Source organism: Lachnospiraceae bacterium GAM79 (genome assembly GCA_020735665.1).
Lineage (GTDB): Bacteria > Bacillota > Clostridia > Lachnospirales > Lachnospiraceae > Coprococcus.
This window is the reverse complement of the sequence record CP085928.1, coordinates 2064518-2087500: the sequence shown is the minus strand read 5'-3', so window position 1 is coordinate 2087500 and position 22983 is coordinate 2064518. Positions and strand designations below refer to the sequence as shown.

The following is a 22983-nucleotide window of genomic DNA, read 5'->3' as shown; positions in this document are numbered from 1 at the left end:
GCACTGAGAGCCGAAGAAAGACGTGATAAGCTGCGAAAAGCTGCGGTAAGGAGCAAATATCCGATGACCCGCAGATATCTGAATGGGGAAACCCGGCTGAGCAAACCTCAGTCACCGTATACTGAATACATAGGTATACGGAGGGAACCCGCTGAACTGAAACATCTAAGTAGGCGGAGGAAGAGAAAGAAACATCGATTCCGTAAGTAGCGGCGAGCGAACGCGGAAGAGCCCAAACCGTTGTGCGTGCACGACGGGGTATGGACTGCGATATGGCAGTGTGGAAGATAGTAGAAGGGTCTGGGAAGTCCCGCCAGAGAGAGTGAAAGCCTCGTACATGAAATCAGAAACACGCCTAGCAGGATCCGGAGTACCACGAGACACGAGAAACCTTGTGGGAAGGCGGAGGGACCACCCTCCAAGGCTAAATACTACTCAGTGACCGATAGCGCATAGTACTGTGAAGGAAAGGTGAAAAGGACCCCGGGAGGGGAGTGAAAGAGAACCTGAAACCCTGTGTTTACAAGCTGTGGAACTGCGAATAAAGCAGAACCGCGTACTTTTTGTAGAACGGTCCGGCGAGTTTCTTGTGCTGGCGAGGTTAAGTACTTCAGGTACGGAGCCGAAGTGAAAGCAAGTGTTAATAGCACGTAAAGTCAGTATAAGAAGACCCGAAACCGGGTGATCTACCCATGTCCAGGTTGAAGTTGCCGTAAAAGGCAATGGAGGACCGAACGCACATCCGTTGAAAAGGGTGGCGATGAGGTGTGGGTAGGGGAGAAATTCCAATCGAACCCGGAGATAGCTGGTTCTCCTCGAAATAGCTTTAGGGCTAGCCTCGTATTAGTCTAGCGGAGGTAGAGCACTGAATATCCTAGGGGGCGTCAAAGCTTACCGAAGATTATCAAACTCCGAATGCCGCAGAGATGATGTACGGGAGTCAGACTGCACGAGATAAGTTGGGTAGTCAAAAGGGAAAGAGCCCAGACCATCAGCTAAGGTCCCAAAGTGTGTGTTAAGTGGTAAAGGATGTGGGATTTCGAAGACAACTAGGATGTTGGCTCAGAAGCAGCCATACATTCAAAGAGTGCGTAATAGCTCACTAGTCGAGAGGTCCTGCGCCGAAAATGTCCGGGGCTAAAACACACCACCGAAGCTATGGAATGTGAACACATTGGTAGAGGAGCATTCTTAACGTGACGAAGCTGTACCGGAAGGAGCAGTGGAGTGTTAAGAAGAGAGAATGCCGGAATGAGTAGCGAGATTTAAGTGAGAATCTTAAAGGCCGAATATCTAAGGTTTCCAGGGTAAAGCTGATCTTCCCTGGGTAAGTCGGGGCCTAAGGCGAGGACGAAAGTCGTAGTCGATGGATAACAGGTAGAAATTCCTGTACCACATACAAACAGAACTGTGGGGACGCAGAGAGAAAGCCAGAGCCGGAAATGGAAAAGCCGGTGCAAGCGAGGTATCCGTAAGGGAGGCAAAACCCCCTTGCAAGGAGAAGACGTAATGCGGAGTGAACTATAAGTAACGAAGCTGGTGAGCTAGCTGCCAAGAAAAGCCGCTATTGTTTTGTATGTGCCCGTACCGTAAACCGACACAGGTGGATGAGGAGAGAATCCTAAGGCCGGCGGGAGAAGTGTTGTTAAGGAACTCGGCAAAATGACTCCGTAACTTCGGGAGAAGGAGTGCCATAGAGATATGGCCGCAGAGAAATGGCCCAAGCAACTGTTTAGCAAAAACACAGGTCTATGCAAAACCGAAAGGTGAGGTATATGGGCTGACGCCTGCCCGGTGCTGGAAGGTTAAGAGGAGAGCTTAGCGCAAGCGAAGGTTTGAATTTAAGCCCCAGTAAACGGCGGCCGTAACTATAACGGTCCTAAGGTAGCGAAATTCCTTGTCGGGTAAGTTCCGACCCGCACGAAAGGCGTAATGATTTGGGCACTGTCTCGACAACACACCCGGTGAAATTGAAATACCAGTGAAGATGCTGGTTACCTGCGCCAGGACGGAAAGACCCCATGGAGCTTTACTCCAGTTTGATACTGGGATTCGGTACTGTCTGTACAGGATAGGTGGGAAGCTAGGAAATGATGACGCCAGTTGTCATGGAGCTGACCTTGGGATACCACCCTTACAGTACTGGGTTTCTAACCTGCAGCCGTGACCCGGCTGGGGGACAATGTCTGACGGGGAGTTTGACTGGGGCGGTCGCCTCCGAAAGGGTATCGGAGGCGCTCAAAGGTTCCCTCAGAATGGTCGGAAACCATTCGAAGAGTGCAAAGGCAGAAGGGAGCTTGACTGCGACACCGACGGGTGGAGCAGGTACGAAAGTAGGACTTAGTGATCCGGTGGTATAACGTGGGATTGCCATCGCTCAACGGATAAAAGCTACCCTGGGGATAACAGGCTTATCACTCCCAAGAGTTCACATCGACGGAGTGGTTTGGCACCTCGATGTCGGCTCATCGCATCCTGGAGCTGTAGCAGGTTCCAAGGGTTGGGCTGTTCGCCCATTAAAGCGGTACGCGAGCTGGGTTCAGAACGTCGTGAGACAGTTCGGTCCCTATCCGGCGTGGGCGTAGGATATTTGAGAGGAGCTGTCCTTAGTACGAGAGGACCGGGATGGACGGACCGCTGGTGTATCTGTTGTTGACCAACAGCATGGCAGAGTAGCCAAGTCCGGCAGGGATAAACGCTGAAGGCATCTAAGCGTGAAGCCCCCCTCAAGATTAGATATCCCATTCTTTAAAGAAATAAGACCCCTTGAAGACTACGAGGTTGATAGGTCTGAGGTGTAAGTGCGGTAACGCATTCAGCTGACAGATACTAATAGGTCGAAGACTTATCCTGAGAGGTTCGAAAGATAAGCGAGAAAGAGATTGGAAAAGATGAAGTCGCAAGACTTTCTGTATGAAATTCTGAAGGTACATGAATAATAGAACATGTATCCATCAAACGTAAGATGTGAACGAAGTTTTGCTTGTTATCATCGAAGCGATTACCATATGGCCCGGTGGCTCAGCTGGTTAGAGCGCCGCCCTGTCACGGCGGAGGTCGTGGGTTCGAACCCCATCCGGGTCGCTTGCTTTAAGCAAAATTATATATGGGATCTTAGCTCAGCTGGGAGAGCATCTGCCTTACAAGCAGAGGGTCACAGGTTCGAGCCCTGTAGGTCCCATTTATAACATGAGGACGTTTAGCTCAGTTGGTTAGAGCAATCGGCTCATAACCGATCGGTCCTGGGTTCGAGTCCCCGAACGTCCACTACGTTTTTAAATTAATATGGCCTGGTGGCTCAGCTGGTTAGAGCGCCGCCCTGTCACGGCGGAGGTCGTGGGTTCGAACCCCATCCGGGTCGCTTGCGGAAACGCAAAAATTTCATATGGGATCTTAGCTCAGCTGGGAGAGCATCTGCCTTACAAGCAGAGGGTCACAGGTTCGAGCCCTGTAGGTCCCATTGTCCAAAGGACATGCCGGCGTGGCGGAACTGGCAGACGCACAGGACTTAAAATCCTGCGGGACTAACCTCCCGTACCGGTTCGATTCCGGTCGCCGGCATTAAAGTTAAAGTCTGAAACCTAAGTAAAATCAAGGTTTTCAGGCTTTTTTGTTGTGTAAAAAAATAAATAGGGGCAAAATAGGGGGTTATATATGAATGAACGATCGGTAAATGTGCTAATTTGTACATTTGCCGGTCGTTTTGTACAAAGGTATTTTTCGTACAATATGTTTATGGTAAAGTGAATTTGCTGATAAGAAAAAATATATTGCTTCAAAATAACGAATATATTTTTTCGAAGACACATAAGAAAATGTTTAATGCGAGGAGAGAAGAAAAATGTTTACAAGAATGTCAAAAGGAGTACTTTGGGTATTGGTAGCAGCGATTGTTATAGGTGGATTTGTGGGGATGGCTGAGGAAGTCGGAATAGGTCTGCTTATATGGCTGGGGGGACTTGTCCTGATCTGGGGACTTGGCGTATTTGTTGAACTGATTAACAATATTTTGGATATTAAGAAAATATTGCAATCAATATCATCTACAGGCTCTATGGGAAACTCAAATGTTGGATCATATGGCAGCATGGGTTACAACATGAATACTTCAAAACAGTCCGGTTGGAATGAGACAACATGGTATTGCAATCACTGTGGAACACCTAATAGTTCAGATGCAACAAGATGTGCAGGTTGTGGCACTCTGCGACCAAATAGTGGGAAACCCAGTCTGGCTTCGGCAGCGGCACAGATGGGTAATTCCAGAGAAACGCAGACAGGATGGTACTGCAGATATTGTGGTTCAAAGAATAATGCGACATCAAGGGTTTGTATTGGGTGTGGTAAAGATAAATAAAAAGTTAAAGAGTTCTGATCCTGTAATTGCAGGGTAGAGAAGCAACAGATAGCAGCTGACAGACCTGTTGTAAAATGACCGGCAGATGTTAATTTGTACATCTACCGGTCGTTTTGTACATATCCATTTTATTATGAATTTAATATGGTAGGATATTAATTGTCGATACAGGAAATCGTAGATATGGTGTTTATCTGCTATGGTTAGACAGATTAGATTTGGAGAGGAAAAGGTACATTATGAGGCGATATAAGGGATTGCTGTTAGCGGGAGTTATATGTATAGCTTGCAGCATGAGTGCTTGCCAGAGAACAGTCAAAGATGAAACGAGGACGACAGATTCAATAATTGGTGAAAATGCAGATGAACATATGGATGAAACGAATAGTGAAGTGAAATCAGAAGGATTATAACTTCTGTGATATAAAATATAAGTAAAAATGAAATCCTGTGAAGAGAATAACATCCAATGAAAAATTTTGAAAGATAAGTTCTCTTTACAGGTTTTTTTGGAGGGCGTTGATGTATCATCTTATCTTTCGTTAAAGAACAGTGGCGTAAAATATTATGATTACGACGGAAATGAACTTGGAAATGTGGAATATTTTACATTCCTTAAATCCTGTGGTGTCAATTATATAAGACTTCGTGTCTGGAATGATCCATATGATTCTGACGGGAATGGTTATGGCGGAGAAAATAATGATCTGGCATCTGCAATCACAATGGGTAAATGGGCATCCGAAGCAGGGCTTAAGGTACTGATTGATTTTCATTATTCTGATTTCTGGGCAGATCCTGCAAAGCAGAAAGCTCCAAAGGCGTGGGCAGAATATTCATTTGAGGACTGTCAGGGGTAAATAGAAATAAACTATCTTTTTCGGATGGGGCATGGTAGAATGAATCTTACATGGCAGTTTTTAGAGAAAAAACTGTAAAAGAAGAACTTATAAAGGGAGGTTATATTACAAAATGAAAAAGAAAAGAAGCTTATGGATAACACTTGCGGCAGTGGCCTGTATATGTGTATCGATGTTATTTGGTTCAGCAGCCACTGCAAAAGCAGAGGGTGAAGGACAGGAATATACATATACGGATGCTACGTTGTTTGTTTGTGGTGCTGATGGTGTGGTTACTGCTTATGCAGGAGACAGAAACGTAAAAGAGATTGTGGTTCCGCAGACGATCGGTGGTGTGACAGTTACAGGAATCGGGGCAGAAGTATTTAAAGATATGACAGAGCTGGAGTTTACAGCAGTGCCTGATACTGTAATATCATTTGGTGATTTTGCATTTAGCGGATGTAGTAAACTGAATACGATCTATCCGTATCAGCCGGTGCTTGATTCTGTGACAGGGGTGGATACCGGGAAGTTTGTTATCTTGAATTCTGAACAGAATGCCGGAGGAGTTATAACACTTCCGACAAATCTGAATCAGATCGGTACAGGCGCATTCGCGGGCTGTACTTCTGTTGGCAAGTTTGCTGTTGCAGATGCAAATGCATATTTTACAACACATGCATGGGATCGTGCATGGACACAGCAACCAAATGATAATTCCGGTGATGAGGTAGTGACGAATCCTAAAAATACAGGTGAAGTTTTGTTAAGTAAAGATGGAACGATGATGTATCGTCTGGCACCTGCCTTCCATTATACGGGAAATGGTCTTTATAATATACCGGAGACAGTTGTGACTCTTCTGCCATATGCCTGCGAGCAGGTGTCATTAAACGGAGGATTTGTAATTCCTGCATCCGTGCAGGTTATAGGAGATTATGCATTCTATAAGTGCGGGAATCTGAATACAGTAAAATTTGCTGAGGGTTCCCAGACATCCACGATCGGAGCGTATGCATTTGCATATAATAATAATTTACAGAAATCAGATATAACAGACGGGGCTTCGTGCTTTACACTTCCGACCGGTGTGACATCTATCGGGGAGTATTGCTTTGCTTATTGCCAGAATATTGTGATTGATATATCAAAGACAAAACTTGAAGTTATTCCTGATTATGCATTTTATGAGAGCGACAACCTTCATGAGTTGCAGACACCTGTAACATTACGAAAGGTTGGAGCTTATGCATTTTATGGCTGCAACAATCTGAATGAGGTGAAATTCCTTGGAAAGACTTTAGAGGAGATCGGAACAGGAGCATTTAAGACCTGCAATAATCTTCATATAGTTGATATTCCGGAAGGTGTTACGGCGATTGCAGACGGAACCTTTGATGGATGTCAGAACCTGAATACTATAAAACTTCCGGACAGCTTAAAAACGATTGGTGATAATGCATTTAAGGATTGCAGAAATATTCACGAGATGGTGATTCCTCCAAATGTATCTCATGTATCTAAGAACAGCTTTGCCGGAGCAAATCAGAATGACATAGATACATCAAAGAACCAGTACATCCAGAAATTTGTAAAAGCAAAGCTTCCGGATGTCGGTGAGAAATTCACAGTCGGAAATCTGAAATATAAGATAACAAAGTCTCACAAGACGAAAGGAACAGCAGCGTTATATGGAACGAAGGGTAAGTCATTAAAGACAGCCAAGGTTCCGGCAACGATCATGTATAAGGGTTATAAATTCAAGGTTACATCGATTGGAAATAATGCATTTAAGAACTGTAAAAAGTTAAAAACAGTGAAGCTTGGAAGTAATGTCAAATCAATCGGTAAGAATGCATTTTACGGATGCAAGAAGCTGACAGGTGTTACCCTGAATGCCAAGCTGACTACGATTGGTAATGGAGCATTTACAAAGTGTATCGCACTGAAGAAGATCACTATTCCTGCAAAGGTTACAAAGATCGGAAGCAAAGCTTTTTACGGTGACAGTAAATTGAAGACGATTACGATCAAGAGCAGTAAGATCAAGTCAAAGAAGATTGGAAAATCAGCATTTGCAAAGATCAATAAAAAGGCTACGATCAGAGTTCCCAAGAAGAAGCTTTCAGCATATAAGAAGATCATCAGAAGTGCCGGAGCGGCAAAGAGCGTAAAGATTAAGAAATAAAGATCCATTCCTTTAATAACAGAACGAATATATATATTCTGTCAGGATAACAAAAGCCCCGCGGCAGGTAATGCCACGGGGCGAAGGAAGGGAATCTATGAAAAATGAAAGTAAGCAATAATTATAAAGTGTGTATCTGATATTCAGGTATGCACTTTTTTAGATATGAGGACATACAGTCGAAAACGCTTGCTCTGACCACATTTTCGGTGATGCCCTCTTGGTTTTGTTTTCCTTTGATGGTATTCATATTAAAGGATAAATGTGTTTATTCTATGTTCAGGGTGTCAATGAATTGTGAAAAGAACACATAAAAAATGCATGTTTTAACGGGATTAACGTGCGGTATAAAATGATTTACAGGTTGCGTTTATTCGTGGTATGATAAAGAAGCCTGCAGGGAGCAGGAAAATAAAAAGGTTATGGAAAACACAGGAGGAAAAGAAAATGGTAGTAGTAAATACAGAAAATATACCGGGAAGAGAGTATCAGGTGATCTCATTGGTAACAGGTTGTTGTGTTATGTGTAAGAATATCGGAAAAGATATCGGTGCATCCTTTCGTAATATGGTAGGAGGAGAAATGCAGGCGTATACACAGATGATGGCTGATGCAAAAGATAAGGCGATTTCGTATATGATCAATCAGGCTATGAGCATGGGAGCAGATGCGATCGTAAATGTCAGATTTGCTTCAACAACAATTGTTGCCGGTGGCGCAGAAATTCTTGTTTCCGGAACAGCAGTGAAGTTTACAGCTTAACAGATTGATTTCTACACAGTGTTAGAAATGGAGGAGTATATGAAGAAACCAAAACATGAGCTAATGACATTTGTTGCCGGAATCGTTATGCTGGTAGCAGGGTTATTTATATTGTCTCAGAAAGTAATTGTATCATCCAGTTTCTTTTCTTCATTTGGAGGATTGTCAATCTGGGGAGCAAGAGTCAGTTCCGGTATGGTAGTGATTCCGTTGATCATTGGAATTGTATGGATGTTTATGACAGATTCATTTGCATCAAAGGTTTTTTCTGCATTGGCAGGACTTTTGATCGTAATAGCAGTTATTTTGTCAACAAATATTCATCTTACCAGTATGACATTATTTGATTGGCTGTTAATTCTGGTACTGATCTTTGGAGGACTTGGGTTTGTAGGCAGAGTGCTTCTGGCAGACAGAAAAAATGATGAGGTTGATCCACGAGAAGAAATGTACAGAGAAATGTATGGCGAATCGATGGATAAAAAATCAAAGAGAAGAAGAAAATAGGATTTTGTATATTCCGTTGGAAACGGGAGAATTTAAAGGGAAAGACTATTACAAATAAACTATAAGAAAGAGATGAGTGATATGCCTTATTTTTATTTTGACCCAACGTATATTTTAGTTCTGATCGGAGTTGTTCTGTCTCTGATCGCATCTGCTCAGGTGAAATCGGCGTATAAGAAATATGAGAAAGTATCGACAAGATCAGGATTTACTGCAGAGCAGGTGGCAGCAATGATCCTCAGAAATGCGGGAATTACAGATGTGGCGATTCGACCGATCGCAGGCGAATTAACGGATAACTATAATCCCAAGGATCATACACTGAACCTGTCACAGAATGTATATGGTTCCAGGTCGATTGCAGCAATAGGCGTAGCAGCACATGAGTGTGGTCATGCAATTCAACATGCGGAAGGATATGTACCGCTTAGCTTTCGTTCGGCGATCGTGCCTGTTGTAAGCATTGGTTCTACATTATCATGGCCATTGATCCTGATCGGTTTACTGATCCCGAGACTGGACGTATGTATTACATTCGGAATCATTTTGTTCTCGCTGGTCGTTGTATTCCAGTTCGTAACATTGCCGGTTGAGTTCAATGCTTCGGGCAGAGCCATTGCAATCTTAAGAAATGGCGGATTTATGACGGAAGAAGAACTTGGCGGTGCTAAGAGAGTTTTAACTGCCGCGGCACTTACTTATGTGGCAGCAATGGTAACAGCGATTCTTCAGCTCGTACGTCTGCTGTTGCTTACAAACAGAAGAAGATAATCAAAAAGTAAATATCGTATGTTTCGGTAGAGATTGTTATAAGAATGCCGGAATATAAAAAACGTGATCGAAAGGTACAGACAGCAGTGTTAAGAGATAACTGCTATGATCTTTCCGGTCACGTTTTTATTTTGTAAAAAGGAATGAATACAGGAAAGCGTATAGGTTAATATAGGAATAATCGGTATATGTCAGTAGTGTATAGTACAAAATATACAAATAAAATGCTGAAATTAGTAAAAATACCTAAAAATATGTTGCAAAATTGTGAATAGTATTTATAAAAATTATGTGCTACAATATCCATGGTGTGATAAATTTGGATAGTTTCTCACAAAATTAATACGAAATTGTGCAATAAATTAGAAGATTACACAAAAATATGCCCAAGGTATCACAACCGGAAACATAATGACATTGCCAGTTATCCCAAGGGGTTGGATAACTGGCAATTTATAGTATATCAACGTATACACAGGAATTGGCGGAATGCGGTTCCGGACAGCAATGAATGGAGGACAGAATGAGAAAACGAAACATGAGAGGATATGTAGCGGCACTGGCGTTGACGGCAGGACTCTGTATGACGCAGGGGCTTTCTGTACAGGCAGCGATAGATGTGCAGGGCGACAGCGGATCGGATCAGGAATATGAGGCGGCAGATCCGTCAAAGGGAGTCACCTATGTAAAAAATGATGCAGGAAGTACAATGGGAATTGATCTGAATGGTAATTCTGTTATTATTCGCAAATCTGACAAATCGACATCACAGAGTACATATATCAATATTTATAATGATAAAAACAGGAATGGAGAGTTGGATGAAGGTGAATCAGCATTTGAACTGGATGGAAGTGCTGATATTCTGTATCCGGGGATGCCTGTTTACGGATTATATGAACAGAAGTCAGATCGGCCACTTGCGATCACATTAGATGGTGTAGAGCTGGGATCGGTGTATGGCGTATACGGAGGCTGTATTGAGACAGAATCTGACAGTACTGCATTAATTGTGCGGGCTTTGAATGAGGCTGATCTGAAAGTATTAACCGCAGCAGAGAAATCAGAGGTAAAAGGAGATGTGGAACTTCAATTTGTGGATACATCGGTAAGCAGTGGGCCGTTATATATAGGAAAAACTGCTCAGATCAGTGGAAATGTGTCCTTATCCCTGAATGGCGGATCTTATTATATGATCAATGCACTTGCATCAGGAAGTACTGTGCAGAAGAATGTGGATGTGAAATTACGGAATGTTAGTTTTACGGGGACTGATACATCCGGAATTGTGCTTTCCGGCAGTACAGTAAATGGTGATGTGAATTTTGATGCTGATGGGATCAATGTAAGCAGTCAAAGTGAATTCCATGTATTAAATTCAGGTAGTGCAAATAATCTGGCTGTATCATTAAAGAATTATATCGGAAAAGAATGGACATTTTATGGCACGAATAATAGTGCTGTAAAGGGAGATTTGGATCTAAAGATCCTGGGCGGAAGCGGAACCTTTGCAAATATATATGGTACCTATTCGTCAGGTATTTATGGACATGCATCTATACTGATTGAGGGTTGTATCTGTTCTGGGGCGATCATGGGAAGTAGTTCCGAATGTTCATTTATCAGTCGGGGAAGCGCAAAGGATGGGTATACCGTTGATGTTGCAATAAAGAATTGTAAAGTAAACGGTATCGTGTATGGCCTGAGCGGTGTAAAGCAGATCTATTCTTTGAAACTTACCATGCAGGATATTGATGGTGGAAGTGCAAGTATATATGGTTACCAATCCGGTTCCGCGAATGTGACCGGTCCGGCTGACATCAGTCTGGATAATTGTAAGGGATACAGTATCTATGGTTATTCAGGATATACTTCTGAAAACTATAAGACCTCGGCTGCACAGAAGATCTCAGTGACCAATTGTACAGCAAGCTGGTCGATCTATATAGTATATAGTGGTTATTTCGGAGATGACTGTATTATTAACAGTTCAAAAAATATCTGGTCTACATATACTGGCTTTTATTATGCGAAAGCAGATAAGAATGTAATGTTTACATCTGCACATGAAAATGACAGTACAATCCTGGATGAGAATGGTCAACCGGTGATTGATTCAAATTCGTCTGCAGGCTCGAATACATATTATATGTTGCAGGGAGCAACAATAAATGGAGATGTTACAGTAGATGTAACAGGTATTCGTTGTAAGGCAATGCAGCCGTTAAGTTCATCTACAATTTATGGAAACTCTGACTTTACGATAAGAGACAGTGAAGTATTTGGAAGCTCTAATGATACAGTCCAATTTGCTTCTTATGCGACATCGACGGACGAACATCATGTAAATGTACAGATTGAAAATACGGACTTCAGTGCCATGAGTTCACTTCGGTTCAGTAATACTCTGGCAGATAATACAAAACTTACAATGACAGTAAAAGATGATTGTAAACTGCCATCCACATGTTATGTTATTCCGAATACAAATGAAACCGGTTCTGCAATCATAACGATCGGAAACGATATCTACTATGGTGGAACGGTTGTATTGAATGAGGATGTTTCTGCTGACAATGTATATTTTGGTAATTATGCAAATTATTCAACTGCGCTTGCGATCATTCAGGTTTCAGAAAATGTCACAGTAACAGCAAAAGAGCATTTGTATATAACATCGTCTACCATGCTATTGAATAAGGGAACGATAAAGGCAAATGCAATAAAGAGCCTTACGTCTTCAAATCCAAAGATCTATTTGAATGGCGGACAGATCGATGCAGAAGAGAATGCAGCGGAGATCTATTATCCAATAAAACTGGCGTACAATAAAAATGCGGGTGCTGTTTCTACCGGATCGGGGGAAACAATCTCATTAGATCCCGGTGTATATTATGGAAAAAATGAACAGAGTATCAGTGTTTATATTTCAACTTCCACCGGATACCAGATGAAATCAGCAATTGTAAAGAAAGATTCGGAAACAACGGGTTCCGAACTTGCAGTATCGGGTTATAATTACAGTTTCGATATGCCGGATGAATCGGTAACGATCGTTGTAACATTCGAAGGCCTGCCGATTACGATAAAAAAAGCGGCAGCAGATCCTTGTGCTGTTATAAATAAAGAATATACATCCGAGGCACCATTATACGATCTGACCAGACTTGTGATCATCAATGATGCAAAAGAAGGTACAGTACAATATAAAGAAGATACTACATATGATCTTCCACAGGGACTGAAGATCGAAGATGGAAAGATTATTGGAACACCTACGGTATTATATGAAAATGGAAAACGGACTGATATTCATGTAACAGGTAAGAACGGAACGGAAGCAGTATTAAAACTGAATGTGATCGTTTCAACCAAACAGCAGGTACAGGAAAGTACCAGTGAGAGGTTGACGATTGACGAAGAGAAGAAAGAAATCAATTTAAATGGTACTTCAGCAGTTATTCAGGAGATGAAGCTGGCAGATGGTACTACAGTTACCGGAATCTATGCGGATGATGACCAAGATGGTAAACCGGATGGAAAGAGTGCTATGTACAGTGCAGATCTGTCTGATTATGTGATCAAGGGAGTTGACAGACAGAATAGTGACCGATCGGTCAGAATCACCATGTTAAGTGGCTCTGTGGGTACGATATATGGCGCGTATAATTCTCAGATGTCATATACAGACAGCGATGCGGTTGTCGTTGATGTTCAGGGAGGTACCGTAAATAATGTATATGGACTGGGATCCGGAGCTTCATTAGATGGATGTGTAGCTGTTAAAACAGGAAAAAATGCAACAGTTGGAACTGCAGCTATCAAGGATGCGTCATATGCATTCTTCGCAGGCTCTCTACTTGATAAAGCAGGAGCGATCACATTGGATAAGAAATATGTGATTAATGAGTTATTGAGTGGAGATTCTCTGGTAGTAAAAGAATTTGCAACGATCATAGCGAATGCACGAGTTGAGCTTACAGGAACATTCACATTGGAACGTGGAACAGAATGTACGATCAATAAAGGCGTAAAAGCAGATAAGTTTACAACAAATGGAAATTTATCAAAGATCTGGTTCCATGATAACTGCGAATTTGGATCATTTGAACCAAATTACTGTTGGGTAACGATAGAGGAAGATGCAAAGCTTACTGCTGATGACATCAAGGCACAGAATACATCCGGTAAGATCCTTCATAAGGGTGTTGTGTCCGGTAAGACATTCAGTAGCACGGCGAAATGGCTGGTGATCGGTTCTTTTGCGGAAGATACAGATATCAGTGACTGGTCGAAACTGTATTTTAAAGTAACGGCAACATCGAATATGGAAGGTATCACCGGATATTCATCTGCTGAGGATTTTGGATGGAGCGACAGCGAAGATGGAAATGGACTTGACTATTATCTGCCGGGTAATACGACTCAGAATATTACTTATGTAGATATTCCGGGATATACAGCAGTACTTTCGGTAAATGGCGGAGAGGCTGTTGAGGGAGATGCAAACGGAAGATGCGCGTTGACGTTTCCACAGGAGAAGTCAGAGATATATGTGGAATATATAGCAAAGCAGATCACATGTACAAAACAGTATTCGGATCCGGTCGTTGTAAAAGATACCGAGTATACAGCAGAAGATCCGGCATATGATCTGAATCAGTTAAAACTTGAGAACGATACATCTCTTCGGTACGGATCATCGAAGAAGTATAGGATCAAAGCCGGTTCCAAGCTTCCGGACGGACTGATTCTGCAGGATGGAAAGGTAGTTGGTACACCTGCTGATACAGCAGAAACGACAGAAACGGTTTTCCGTATTACAGGAAGAAACGGTTCTGAGGCAGAGTGTAGGGTTGTATTTACAGTAGAAGAAGCAGGATATAAGGTAACGGATCTGACGAAAGAACTGGATGTAAAAGAGTATAGTGATATTGATCTGAAAGGACATTCCGTTGTTATCATGTCGGATGCATCCGATAGCTCCGGTAAAAAAGTATCGATCTATCCGGATGATAATCATGATGGTGTTGCCGACAGCGGACGGGCATTAAAAATTGGTGGAAAGACATCTTATGATCTGAGCAGCCGGTCGATCTATGGATATAAAGATAATACACCTTATGAGGGAGATATCTCTATCTATATGTATGGTGGATCTATCGGTGGTTTGTTTGGCGCAGGTACATCAAGTAAGGGAACTGCTCAGGCGCAGGTAGACGGTACAGTCAGTCTGTATGTGAAGGGTGGAACAATTTCTTATCGGACTGCAGGAGCATATAATGCAGATGTAAAGAAAGTGGAACTTTATGCAACCGGCGGATCTTTCTATCAGTATGTTTACGGCTTGCAGGAGGCAAGTGCAGATGATCTTGTATTCCATTTTACAGATAAGGCTCATATGGCGCAGACACCATCCAGAGAGACCTATAGTATGTATTTTGCAAAAAGCGGAACTGTAAGAAAGAATGCAGATATCAGGATCGGTGCAAGTGGCAGTCAGGTAGCATTTGCAGATTATAAAAACAGTATGATATCAAATAAGAGCAATTCATATGGATTTTATGAAAGTACGATTCAGGGAAATGCAACCTTTGATGTTGTTGGTAACTGGAGTCTTGGCAGTAAGAGCAAGAGCTGGTTCTTAAATGATTCGACCGTTAAGGGGAATGTGGATATAACATTGGATACCACATCATTTGGAATCAGTAACTCAACCGGTACAGATCTGGGAGGAAGCGTTCTGGTATACAAAGGATCTGTAGGAAATATAACAGTTACAGATAAAACAGGATGCAGTAACTATGTTGTAGCGGCGCAGTGTACTGTTAATAATATAGTTGGAAAACGTACAGTGACCGGAACATCCAGAGGTATTGTGACATACCTGTATCAGGATAGCAACTATACATTAAATGGCGGATTATATGCTGAGGATTATCAGGATGTATATGTTGGCGGAACTTATACGATCAATAAAGATGTAGCAACAAGAGATCTGCATGTACTGAACAAGTCGGATATTACAATAGCAGAAGGCACTACGGTTACATATACAGGAGATGCAGAGCTGAATGGATCGATCACCAACCATGGTTCATTCTACTGCAAAGGAGACAAGTATTCTGATACAACAGTATCAGGAACATTTACCAACACAGGTGATGTGACATTGTTAACTGCAACGACATTAACAATGGATACAACAGCCAGATTTATAAATAAGGCGGATGCATCATTGTGCTTTGGTAAACTGAAAAATGAAGGAACTATTATCAATGAAGGTATTCTGGATCAGACTGTAAATGCAGCCTCTATAGGAGATGGATATATCCTTACATCTACCAAACCGGATATGTATAGAACGTATTCAAATATTTACTATAAAGCAGAACTGGAATATCCGGAATTCTGTTTTGCAGAAAGCACAGATGCACCTGTTTCATTAGCTGCATCCACGGGATCAAATATGAAGACTACGGGTATAGAGGGAGATAATTCCGTTTATATCAGAGGCGGAGCAGCAGTAAGCGTAACTGTAACAGGTACACCGATCGATGACCTGACAGTGGATGCAATCAAATATGGTTCTTCTGACAGCTCGATGACAAAGAGTGATGATGCAAGCTGGACAGCAAATATGCCATACGAACCAACCATATTTACTGTAAATATGGCAAGCGATACGGCAACGGCGATCGTACTGGATAAAGAAGAGGATTCTGTAGACACAGCAGTTGTGGGAATTACAACAACAGCAGATCACCCGCTATATGATCTGACAGCTTTAAAAATCTCAAATGATATTGACAATGCGACAGCAAAGGTTACATATTCATTGGCAAAAGGATCGTATCTTCCTTCCGGCCTGGAATTAAAAAATGGAAAAATCTATGGAACTCCAAAGCAGGCTACTGGTTCATCACAGATTGTGACTGTCAAAGTATGCGGTAAGAATCAGACAGTTGCAGCATTTAAGCTGACATTTACCAAGGTGGCTAAAGGAACTCCTGTTATGGACACACCGAATGCATGCGTGGGCATAGCAGGTAAAACATTGGAAAGTGTAACGCTTCCGACTGCGAAGAAAGGTAAATATCAATGGGTTGATAAGACAACTGTGATTGAAAAGGCAGGAACAGCGGAATATGATGCATATTTTATTCCGACAGATATTACAAATTATGACTGGAGCAAGGCAAATATTGCGGAAGATGCTTATGAAGTATTGGCAAATGGATCTGTAAGGATCAAAGTGAAACTTACAGTGAAATCAGAGAAACAGATTCCGACATATACAGTTCCGACAGATTTGAAGGGAACATATGGACAGACGCTTGCAGATGTAACAATTCCGGAGACAGAAGATGGAACATTTGCATGGGTAGATAGCAGCATTTCCCTTGGGGAGGTAGGAAGTCGATCATTTAAGGCAGTCTATACTCCGAAAAACGGAGATATTTATGAAAATGCAGAGGATATTACAATTACAGTAACGGTTGAACCTGCAAAACCGGGATTCAAGCCTGAACTTGATGAGATAACGGTGAAGCAGGGAACTGTATTAGGGGATGTAGAGCTTCCGGATGTTGAAGGCGGCTATTACTACTGGTATACAGCAAAAACAACTGTTATAAATGAAGCGGGAGATTATAAGGTATGTTATAAGCCGAGTGATATCACAAATTATGATTGGACAGAAACTGCTGGATGGAGCAATGCTCATAAGGGTATTATCCTGTCAGTAAGAATCCTGGTTGGTGAGGAACATGCTCATACATTTGTCTGGAAGTCAGATGCAACGAAGCACTGGAAAGAATGTACATGCGGAGATAAGACAGAAGCAGAAGAACATACATTTAATGCCGGAGAGATCACGAAGGCTCCAACAACAACGGCAACCGGTATTAAGACCTATGAATGTACAGTCTGCGGTTATCAGAAGCAGGAAATTCTGCCAAAGAAGGAGGAGACTCCGGATCCTGGTAAGCCGGATCCAAAACCGACACCGACACCTGACAATCCAAATCCGGTTGACCCGAATCCGGGAACACCGGAAGTTACGGATATCAGCAAGGCAGTTGTATCCGGTATCGTGAACAAAGCATATACCGGAAAAGCACAGGTACAGTCCAAGCTTACGGTATCATTAGGCGGTAAGGTTCTTACAGCAGGAAAAGATTATGTAGTGGCTTACAAGAATAATAAGAATGCTGGAAAGGCAACCATGACCATCAAGGGCCAGAACGGTTATACCGGCACATTAAGCAAGACATTTAATATTACGATCAGTAAGGGCAAGACCTATGCAGTAAAGAGTGTGAAGTATAAAGTGACCAAGGCAGCTACAAATGGCAAGGGAACCGTTACGGTAACAGGCAGCTCTTATAAGAAGACAAATAAGAAGTTTAAGACCTTGAAGCTTGGCAAGACAGTCAAGATCGGTGGTATCTCTTATAAGATTACAGCGATTAATAAGAATGCATTTAAGGGTTATAAATATCTGAAGTCCGTAACGATAGGAGATAATATAACGACGATCGGTAACAGCGCATTTGAAGGATGTAAGGCACTTACAACCGTTAAGCTCGGCAAGGGTGTGACAAAGCTTGGAAGTAAGGTATTCTATAAGGATGCAAAGCTTAAGAATATTACAATCACATCAAAGAAGCTTAAGACAGTTGGCAAGAATGTATTTAACGGTATTCATAAAAAACCGGTTGTAAAACTTCCGAAGAGTAAGTATACTAAGTATGTGAAACTTTTGAAGAAAGCGAAGATGCCTTCAAAGGTAACATATAAGAAGACAAAATAAAAGCTGTGAATATGTTCTCATGATGGATGATCATATGACAATTTCATAGTATAAGGTGAAAGGCCACCGGAGTATCGAATGCCAGTTCATGGAATTTCTGGGCGACAGAGTTGTATGGAATGCAGAAGATATCGGTGGCCTTTCCTTTTAACAGGAAGGTGGCAGAATGAGTATTTTTGATATTGTAGGTCCGGTCATGGTCGGACCGTCCAGCTCGCATACGGCAGGTGCAGTAAGGATCGGATATATCTGTTATAAGCTGATGGATGAACCCATCCGAAAGGTGGAGATCGGGTTATACGGATCGTTTCTGGCGACAGGAAAAGGAGGCCTTGCAGCTACCGCTACCGGAATGGCGGTTGCTGAACGTCTGTAGAGGTTCTTACATGAATGAGCCTGTGAAATCCTATGGAATAAAGTTGACAGCCGGTGTGAAATTATAGTATATATAATCCAATAAACAGGCGCTTTCTATGATGGGAGATGAGCAGGCAGTGTGCTGCTATGGCCACTTGCTTTGCATCATCTCCCATCATAGAAAGTGTCGTCTGGATAGAATTGTGCGGTGGCTCTGAGACGAGAAGGGTGTAACAGACCTTTCCTTACGCCAGTCCTTAGTGAGCCGCAAGAAAGCGGCGAACTTAGTACTGTTGCGTAAGGAATAGAACGAGAGTGCGCTGTTACACCCTTCTCGTCTCAGAGCCACCGTACAATTCTATAGTATGAGAATAAGGAGACAACATGGGAAAAGTATTTTTTACAAGACACGGACAGACGATCTGGAACGTGGAGAATAAGATATGCGGTGCAACTGATATTGAACTTACAGAGCTTGGACATCAACAGGCAGAAGAGCTTGGAAGAAAGCTGGCGGAGGAACAGCCGGGAATCGATGAGATATTATATTCACCACTTGTTCGTGCAGCCGAGACTGCCAGACATATATCGGAGATGACAGGAATTCCGATGCGGATGGAGCCGAGATTAAAGGAGCAGAACTTTGGACGGTTTGAATCAACACCCAGAAATGGGGAAGAATTCATGGAAGCAAAATCCCATTTCCTCGATCATTATGATGGCGGGGAGACGATGATGCATCTGTGCCAGCGTGTCTATAATTTGTTAGATGATGTAAAGGCGGAGTCGGATCATAGGACATATCTGCTGGTTGCGCATAATGGAATTTCAAGAATCGTGCAGTCATATTTCTATGATATGACAAATGAAGAATTCGCGCATTTCGGGATTAAGAACTGCGAGATCCGGGAATATAACTTTTAAATGAGGCATTCGGTAAAAAGCCGGTACTTGTTGATATTTTTTATCAATAAGTACCGGCTTTTTGTATACAAAAACAGAAATTTGACAGTATAATGTTAGAAGAAACTAACTAAAAACCAATAAAGGGTTGACAACAGTTTATACATGTGGTATTAAACATATGAACAAATAATCAAATGTTCAAAGAAAAGAATAAATAATTACACAGCGTTTAGAAGAATATTGTTAGACGAGTTAAAAAGGAGGAACAGTTAAATGGAAAATCAGAATTTTTTACAGATCAGTGGTCTGAAAAAGAGCTTCGGATCAGGGGAGAACCGGACAGAGGTATTAAGAGGACTGGATTTTACAGTGACGAAGGGAGAAATCTGTGTCTTGCTTGGACCATCCGGTTCCGGTAAATCTACGTTACTGAATATCATAGGCGGAATCGATAATGCCGACAGCGGTTATATAGCGATCAATGGGGAAAAAACAGTTGATATGGATGAGAAGACGCTGACACAGTACAGGAGAAAGCATCTTGGCTATGTATTCCAGATGTATAATCTGATCCCGAATCTGAACGTAAAGGAAAATGTAGAGGTTGGTGCATATTTAAGTGATTCACCGCTCGATGTCGATGATATCTTAAAGACGCTTGGTTTATATGAGCACAGACATAAGCTTCCGAATCAGTTGTCCGGTGGACAGCAGCAGAGAACATCGATCGGAAGGGCTATTGTTAAGAATCCGGATATCCTGCTCTGTGATGAACCGACAGGTGCACTTGATTATAAGACCTCGAAGGAGATCCTGAAGCTGATCGAGGATGTAAATCAGAAATATGGAAATACCGTTATCATGGTTACACATAATGATGCGATCAAGAATATGGCTGACCGTGTGATCAAGCTGCGTGATGGAATGATCCGTAAGAATATAGTAAATGATGTAAAGGTTCCTGCAATGGAGCTTGACTGGTAATACAGAAGTGGCAGAGAGAAAAGGAGAATTTATAATATGAAGAATCCATTATGGAAACGGCTGCCGAAGGAGCTGGCTGCCGATCTTGGAAAGTATCTGGTTATTTTCCTGTTTATGATCTTGAGTATTGGTTTTGTGTCCGGCTTTCTGGTAGCCGGTAAGAGTATGATCGCTACATATGATGAGAGCTTTGATAAGTATAATATCGAGAACGGTAATTTTGAGTACAAGGATGAAGCATCATCCGAGGTGAAGAGAGCGATTGAAGATGAGGGTGTAAAGCTGTATGAGAATTATTACTATGAGAAAATCGTAGAAAAAGATGGGGATGAAAGTACACTCCGTATTTTTAAGAATCGTACAGATGTGGATAAGGTTTGTCTGATGAAGGGAGCGTTCCCTACGGCAGAGGACGAGATTGCAATTGACCGTATGTATGCGGAAAATAATGGGATCAAGGTAGGAGATGATCTGTCGGTTGATGGGCAGACATATAAGGTATCGGGCTTTGTAGCATTATCTGATTACAGCACATTATTCCAGAATAACAATGATACGATGTTTGATTCCGTGCTGTTCGGTGTTGCGATCGTAACGGATGAACGGTTTGAAAGCTTTGACAAAGGGCTGATGCATTATTCTTATGCCTGGATCTATGACGATGAACCTGAAGATGAGAAAGCGGAGAAGGATGTATCCGATGATCTTGCAAGGGTGATCAGTCAGTATGGAGAAGTGGAGAAGTTTATTCCAAGATATACGAATCAGGCAATTAATTTTACCGGAGAGGATATGGGTAGTGATTCGATAATGGTGGAAACACTGCTTTATATTATAATCGTGATCATGGCATTTATCTTTGCGATTACGATCAACAATACGATCGTAAAGGAAGCCGGCACGATCGGTACTCTTCGGGCCTCCGGTTACACAAGAGGAGAATTACTGGCACATTACATTTCTCTTCCGATCCTGGTTACATTTGTAGCAGCTGTAATCGGAAATGTTCTGGGATATACAGTATTTAAAAATGTCTGTGTGGCAATGTATTATGGAAGTTACAGTCTGACAAAATATGTGACAAAATGGAATGCGGAAGCATTTGTAAAAACGACGGTTATTCCGATCGTGCTGATGCTTGTCATAACAGCATGGATGATCTATTCGAAGCTCCGTATGTCACCGCTTCGGTTTATCAGACGGGATCTTTCAAAGTCAAGGAGAAAGAAAGCGGTCAAGCTGCCACATTTCCGTTTCTTTACCAGATTCCGTATACGTGTGATCCTGCAGAATCTGCCAAGCTATATCGTATTGTTTATTGGAGTAACATTTGCGATCGTTTTGCTGATGTTCGGAATGATGATGTCGCCACTTTTAAAACACTATCAGGATGAAACACTGGACAACATGCTTGCGGATTATCAGTACGTTTTGAAAATGCCTGTGGAAACAGAGAACAAGGATGCAGAGAAATACTTGGTAACTTCCCTGATCTATAAAACAGATATAAGAGATGAAGAAGTCATGGTCTATGGTATCTCGGATGACAGCAAGTATTCCAAGGTACAGCCTGCGGATGGAGAAATGCTGATCTCTGACGGACTTCGTGACAAATATAAACTGAAAAACGGGGATACGATCACGCTGGATAAGGAATATTCATCCGATTCTTATAAGATAAAGGTTTCCGGTGTGTGCACATATCCTGCGGCATTGGCAGTATTTATGAATGAGAAGACATATCGGGAAATGTTCGATGTCGAAGAGGGATATTTCTCCGGATATTTCTCAAATGAGAAGCTGACTGATATTGATGAGAAGCTGATCGCGACAGTCGTCACAGAGGAAGATCTGACAAAGGTATCAAGACAGCTTGATCGTTCCATGGGGCAGATGTTCTATATGTTTGAGGTATTCGCACTGGCGATGTTCATGCTGATGGTTTATCTGCTTACAAAGCTGATCATTGAGAGGAATACCATATCAATATCCATGGTAAAGATCCTTGGATATGAGAACAAAGAGATCAACAAGCTGTATCTGTCTGCAACAACCTGGGTGATGGCAGTATGTGTCATCCTTGGAATCATTCTCTCACAGGTGGCGATCTCCGGCATCTATTATGTGATGATGAAGGAAGCAATCAGTGGATGGATGACGATCTATATTGCTCCGTATATTTATCCTGCGATCTTTATCCTGGCGATGGCAGCCTATGGAATCATCGCTGTTTTCCAGGTAAGAAGGATTAAACGGATCCCAATGGATGAGGCGCTGAAAAATGTTGAATAAGTCATTTGATCGTAATGTTCAAAATTGAATGATCTGAAACAAAAACGACCTAAAAACTTTCAATATCGAAAGTTTTTACAAATATAACAAATTTATAAAAAAACAGGGAGATTTGCAGTTCACAAATCTCCCTTCTTATGTTATCATCGTAAAGATGGTGTGCTGGAGATTTTGTCGAAAGAAGGCGTGCATTTCGATCGAT

10 protein-coding genes, 6 tRNA genes, 1 rRNA gene and 2 pseudogenes (1 of these 19 running past the window's edge) are annotated in these 22983 nt (G+C 42.0%); all 19 read left to right on the top strand.

From position 1 onward, the window contains the following. Positions 1–2853 (top strand): 23S ribosomal RNA (locus LK416_09375) (it extends 35 nt beyond the left edge of the window). 157 nt (positions 2854–3010) lie between these two features. Then, a tRNA-Asp gene (locus tag LK416_09370) sits at positions 3011–3084 on the top strand. Positions 3085–3108: 24 nt separating this feature from the next. Beyond that, positions 3109–3181: transfer RNA gene (locus LK416_09365), tRNA-Val, on the top strand. A 12-nt stretch (positions 3182–3193) separates the two neighbouring features. Further along, positions 3194–3267, top strand: a tRNA-Ile gene (locus LK416_09360). A 20-nt stretch (positions 3268–3287) separates the two neighbouring features. Continuing rightward, positions 3288–3361: transfer RNA gene (locus LK416_09355), tRNA-Asp, on the top strand. A gap of 26 nt (positions 3362–3387) precedes the next feature. Further along, positions 3388–3460: transfer RNA gene (locus LK416_09350), tRNA-Val, on the top strand. A 15-nt stretch (positions 3461–3475) separates the two neighbouring features. After that, positions 3476–3561, top strand: a tRNA-Leu gene (locus LK416_09345). A gap of 280 nt (positions 3562–3841) precedes the next feature. Beyond that, positions 3842–4357, top strand: coding sequence for a hypothetical protein (locus tag LK416_09340; protein ID UEA73877.1), 516 nt, complete (start codon positions 3842–3844; stop codon positions 4355–4357). 239 nt (positions 4358–4596) lie between these two features. Continuing rightward, on the top strand, positions 4597–4770 hold the full coding sequence (locus tag LK416_09335; protein ID UEA73876.1) for a hypothetical protein: 174 nt from the start codon (positions 4597–4599) through the stop codon (positions 4768–4770). 93 nt (positions 4771–4863) lie between these two features. Continuing rightward, positions 4864–5202, top strand: a pseudogene (locus LK416_09330) (glycosyl hydrolase 53 family protein). A gap of 127 nt (positions 5203–5329) precedes the next feature. Then, positions 5330–7387: a leucine-rich repeat domain-containing protein gene (locus tag LK416_09325; protein ID UEA73875.1), complete on the top strand. Its 2058-nt coding sequence runs from the start codon at positions 5330–5332 to the stop codon at positions 7385–7387. Positions 7388–7834: 447 nt separating this feature from the next. Next, entirely contained in the window at positions 7835–8149 is a 315-nt protein-coding gene (locus tag LK416_09320; protein UEA73874.1) for a YbjQ family protein, read from the top strand. A gap of 39 nt (positions 8150–8188) precedes the next feature. Next, complete coding sequence (locus LK416_09315; protein ID UEA73873.1) at positions 8189–8656, top strand: hypothetical protein; 468 nt, start codon at positions 8189–8191, stop codon at positions 8654–8656. An 81-nt stretch (positions 8657–8737) separates the two neighbouring features. Further along, positions 8738–9427 (top strand): zinc metallopeptidase, encoded by a 690-nt coding sequence (locus LK416_09310; protein ID UEA73872.1) that lies wholly within the window; start codon positions 8738–8740, stop codon positions 9425–9427. 523 nt (positions 9428–9950) lie between these two features. Continuing rightward, the gene (locus tag LK416_09305) at positions 9951–18242 is read left to right on the top strand and encodes a leucine-rich repeat domain-containing protein (protein UEA73871.1); all 8292 of its coding nucleotides are present in this window, start codon (positions 9951–9953) and stop codon (positions 18240–18242) included. A gap of 166 nt (positions 18243–18408) precedes the next feature. Continuing rightward, a pseudogene (locus tag LK416_09300) lies at positions 18409–18570 on the top strand (L-serine ammonia-lyase, iron-sulfur-dependent, subunit beta). Positions 18571–18983: 413 nt separating this feature from the next. Then, entirely contained in the window at positions 18984–19523 is a 540-nt protein-coding gene (locus LK416_09295; GenBank protein ID UEA73870.1) for a histidine phosphatase family protein, read from the top strand. Between the two features lie 255 nt (positions 19524–19778). Then, positions 19779–20489, top strand: a complete 711-nt coding sequence (locus LK416_09290) for an ABC transporter ATP-binding protein (GenBank protein ID UEA73869.1) — start codon at positions 19779–19781, stop codon at positions 20487–20489. A 36-nt stretch (positions 20490–20525) separates the two neighbouring features. Continuing rightward, complete coding sequence (locus LK416_09285) at positions 20526–22781, top strand: ABC transporter permease (GenBank protein UEA73868.1); 2256 nt, start codon at positions 20526–20528, stop codon at positions 22779–22781. The last annotated feature ends 202 nt before the right edge of the window (positions 22782–22983 follow it).

Bases quoted from the DNA above. Each gene is read 5' to 3' on its own strand.
- LK416_09340 (UEA73877.1), top strand. From the start codon at position 3,842: ATGTTTACAAGAATGTCAAAAGGAGTACTTTGGGTATTGGTAGCAGCG.
- LK416_09335 (UEA73876.1), top strand. From the start codon at position 4,597: ATGAGGCGATATAAGGGATTGCTGTTAGCGGGAGTTATATGTATAGCT.
- LK416_09325 (UEA73875.1), top strand. From the start codon at position 5,330: ATGAAAAAGAAAAGAAGCTTATGGATAACACTTGCGGCAGTGGCCTGT.
- LK416_09320 (UEA73874.1), top strand. From the start codon at position 7,835: ATGGTAGTAGTAAATACAGAAAATATACCGGGAAGAGAGTATCAGGTG.
- LK416_09315 (UEA73873.1), top strand. From the start codon at position 8,189: ATGAAGAAACCAAAACATGAGCTAATGACATTTGTTGCCGGAATCGTT.
- LK416_09310 (UEA73872.1), top strand. From the start codon at position 8,738: ATGCCTTATTTTTATTTTGACCCAACGTATATTTTAGTTCTGATCGGA.
- LK416_09305 (UEA73871.1), top strand. From the start codon at position 9,951: ATGAGAAAACGAAACATGAGAGGATATGTAGCGGCACTGGCGTTGACG.
- LK416_09295 (UEA73870.1), top strand. From the start codon at position 18,984: ATGGGAAAAGTATTTTTTACAAGACACGGACAGACGATCTGGAACGTG.
- LK416_09290 (UEA73869.1), top strand. From the start codon at position 19,779: ATGGAAAATCAGAATTTTTTACAGATCAGTGGTCTGAAAAAGAGCTTC.
- LK416_09285 (UEA73868.1), top strand. From the start codon at position 20,526: ATGAAGAATCCATTATGGAAACGGCTGCCGAAGGAGCTGGCTGCCGAT.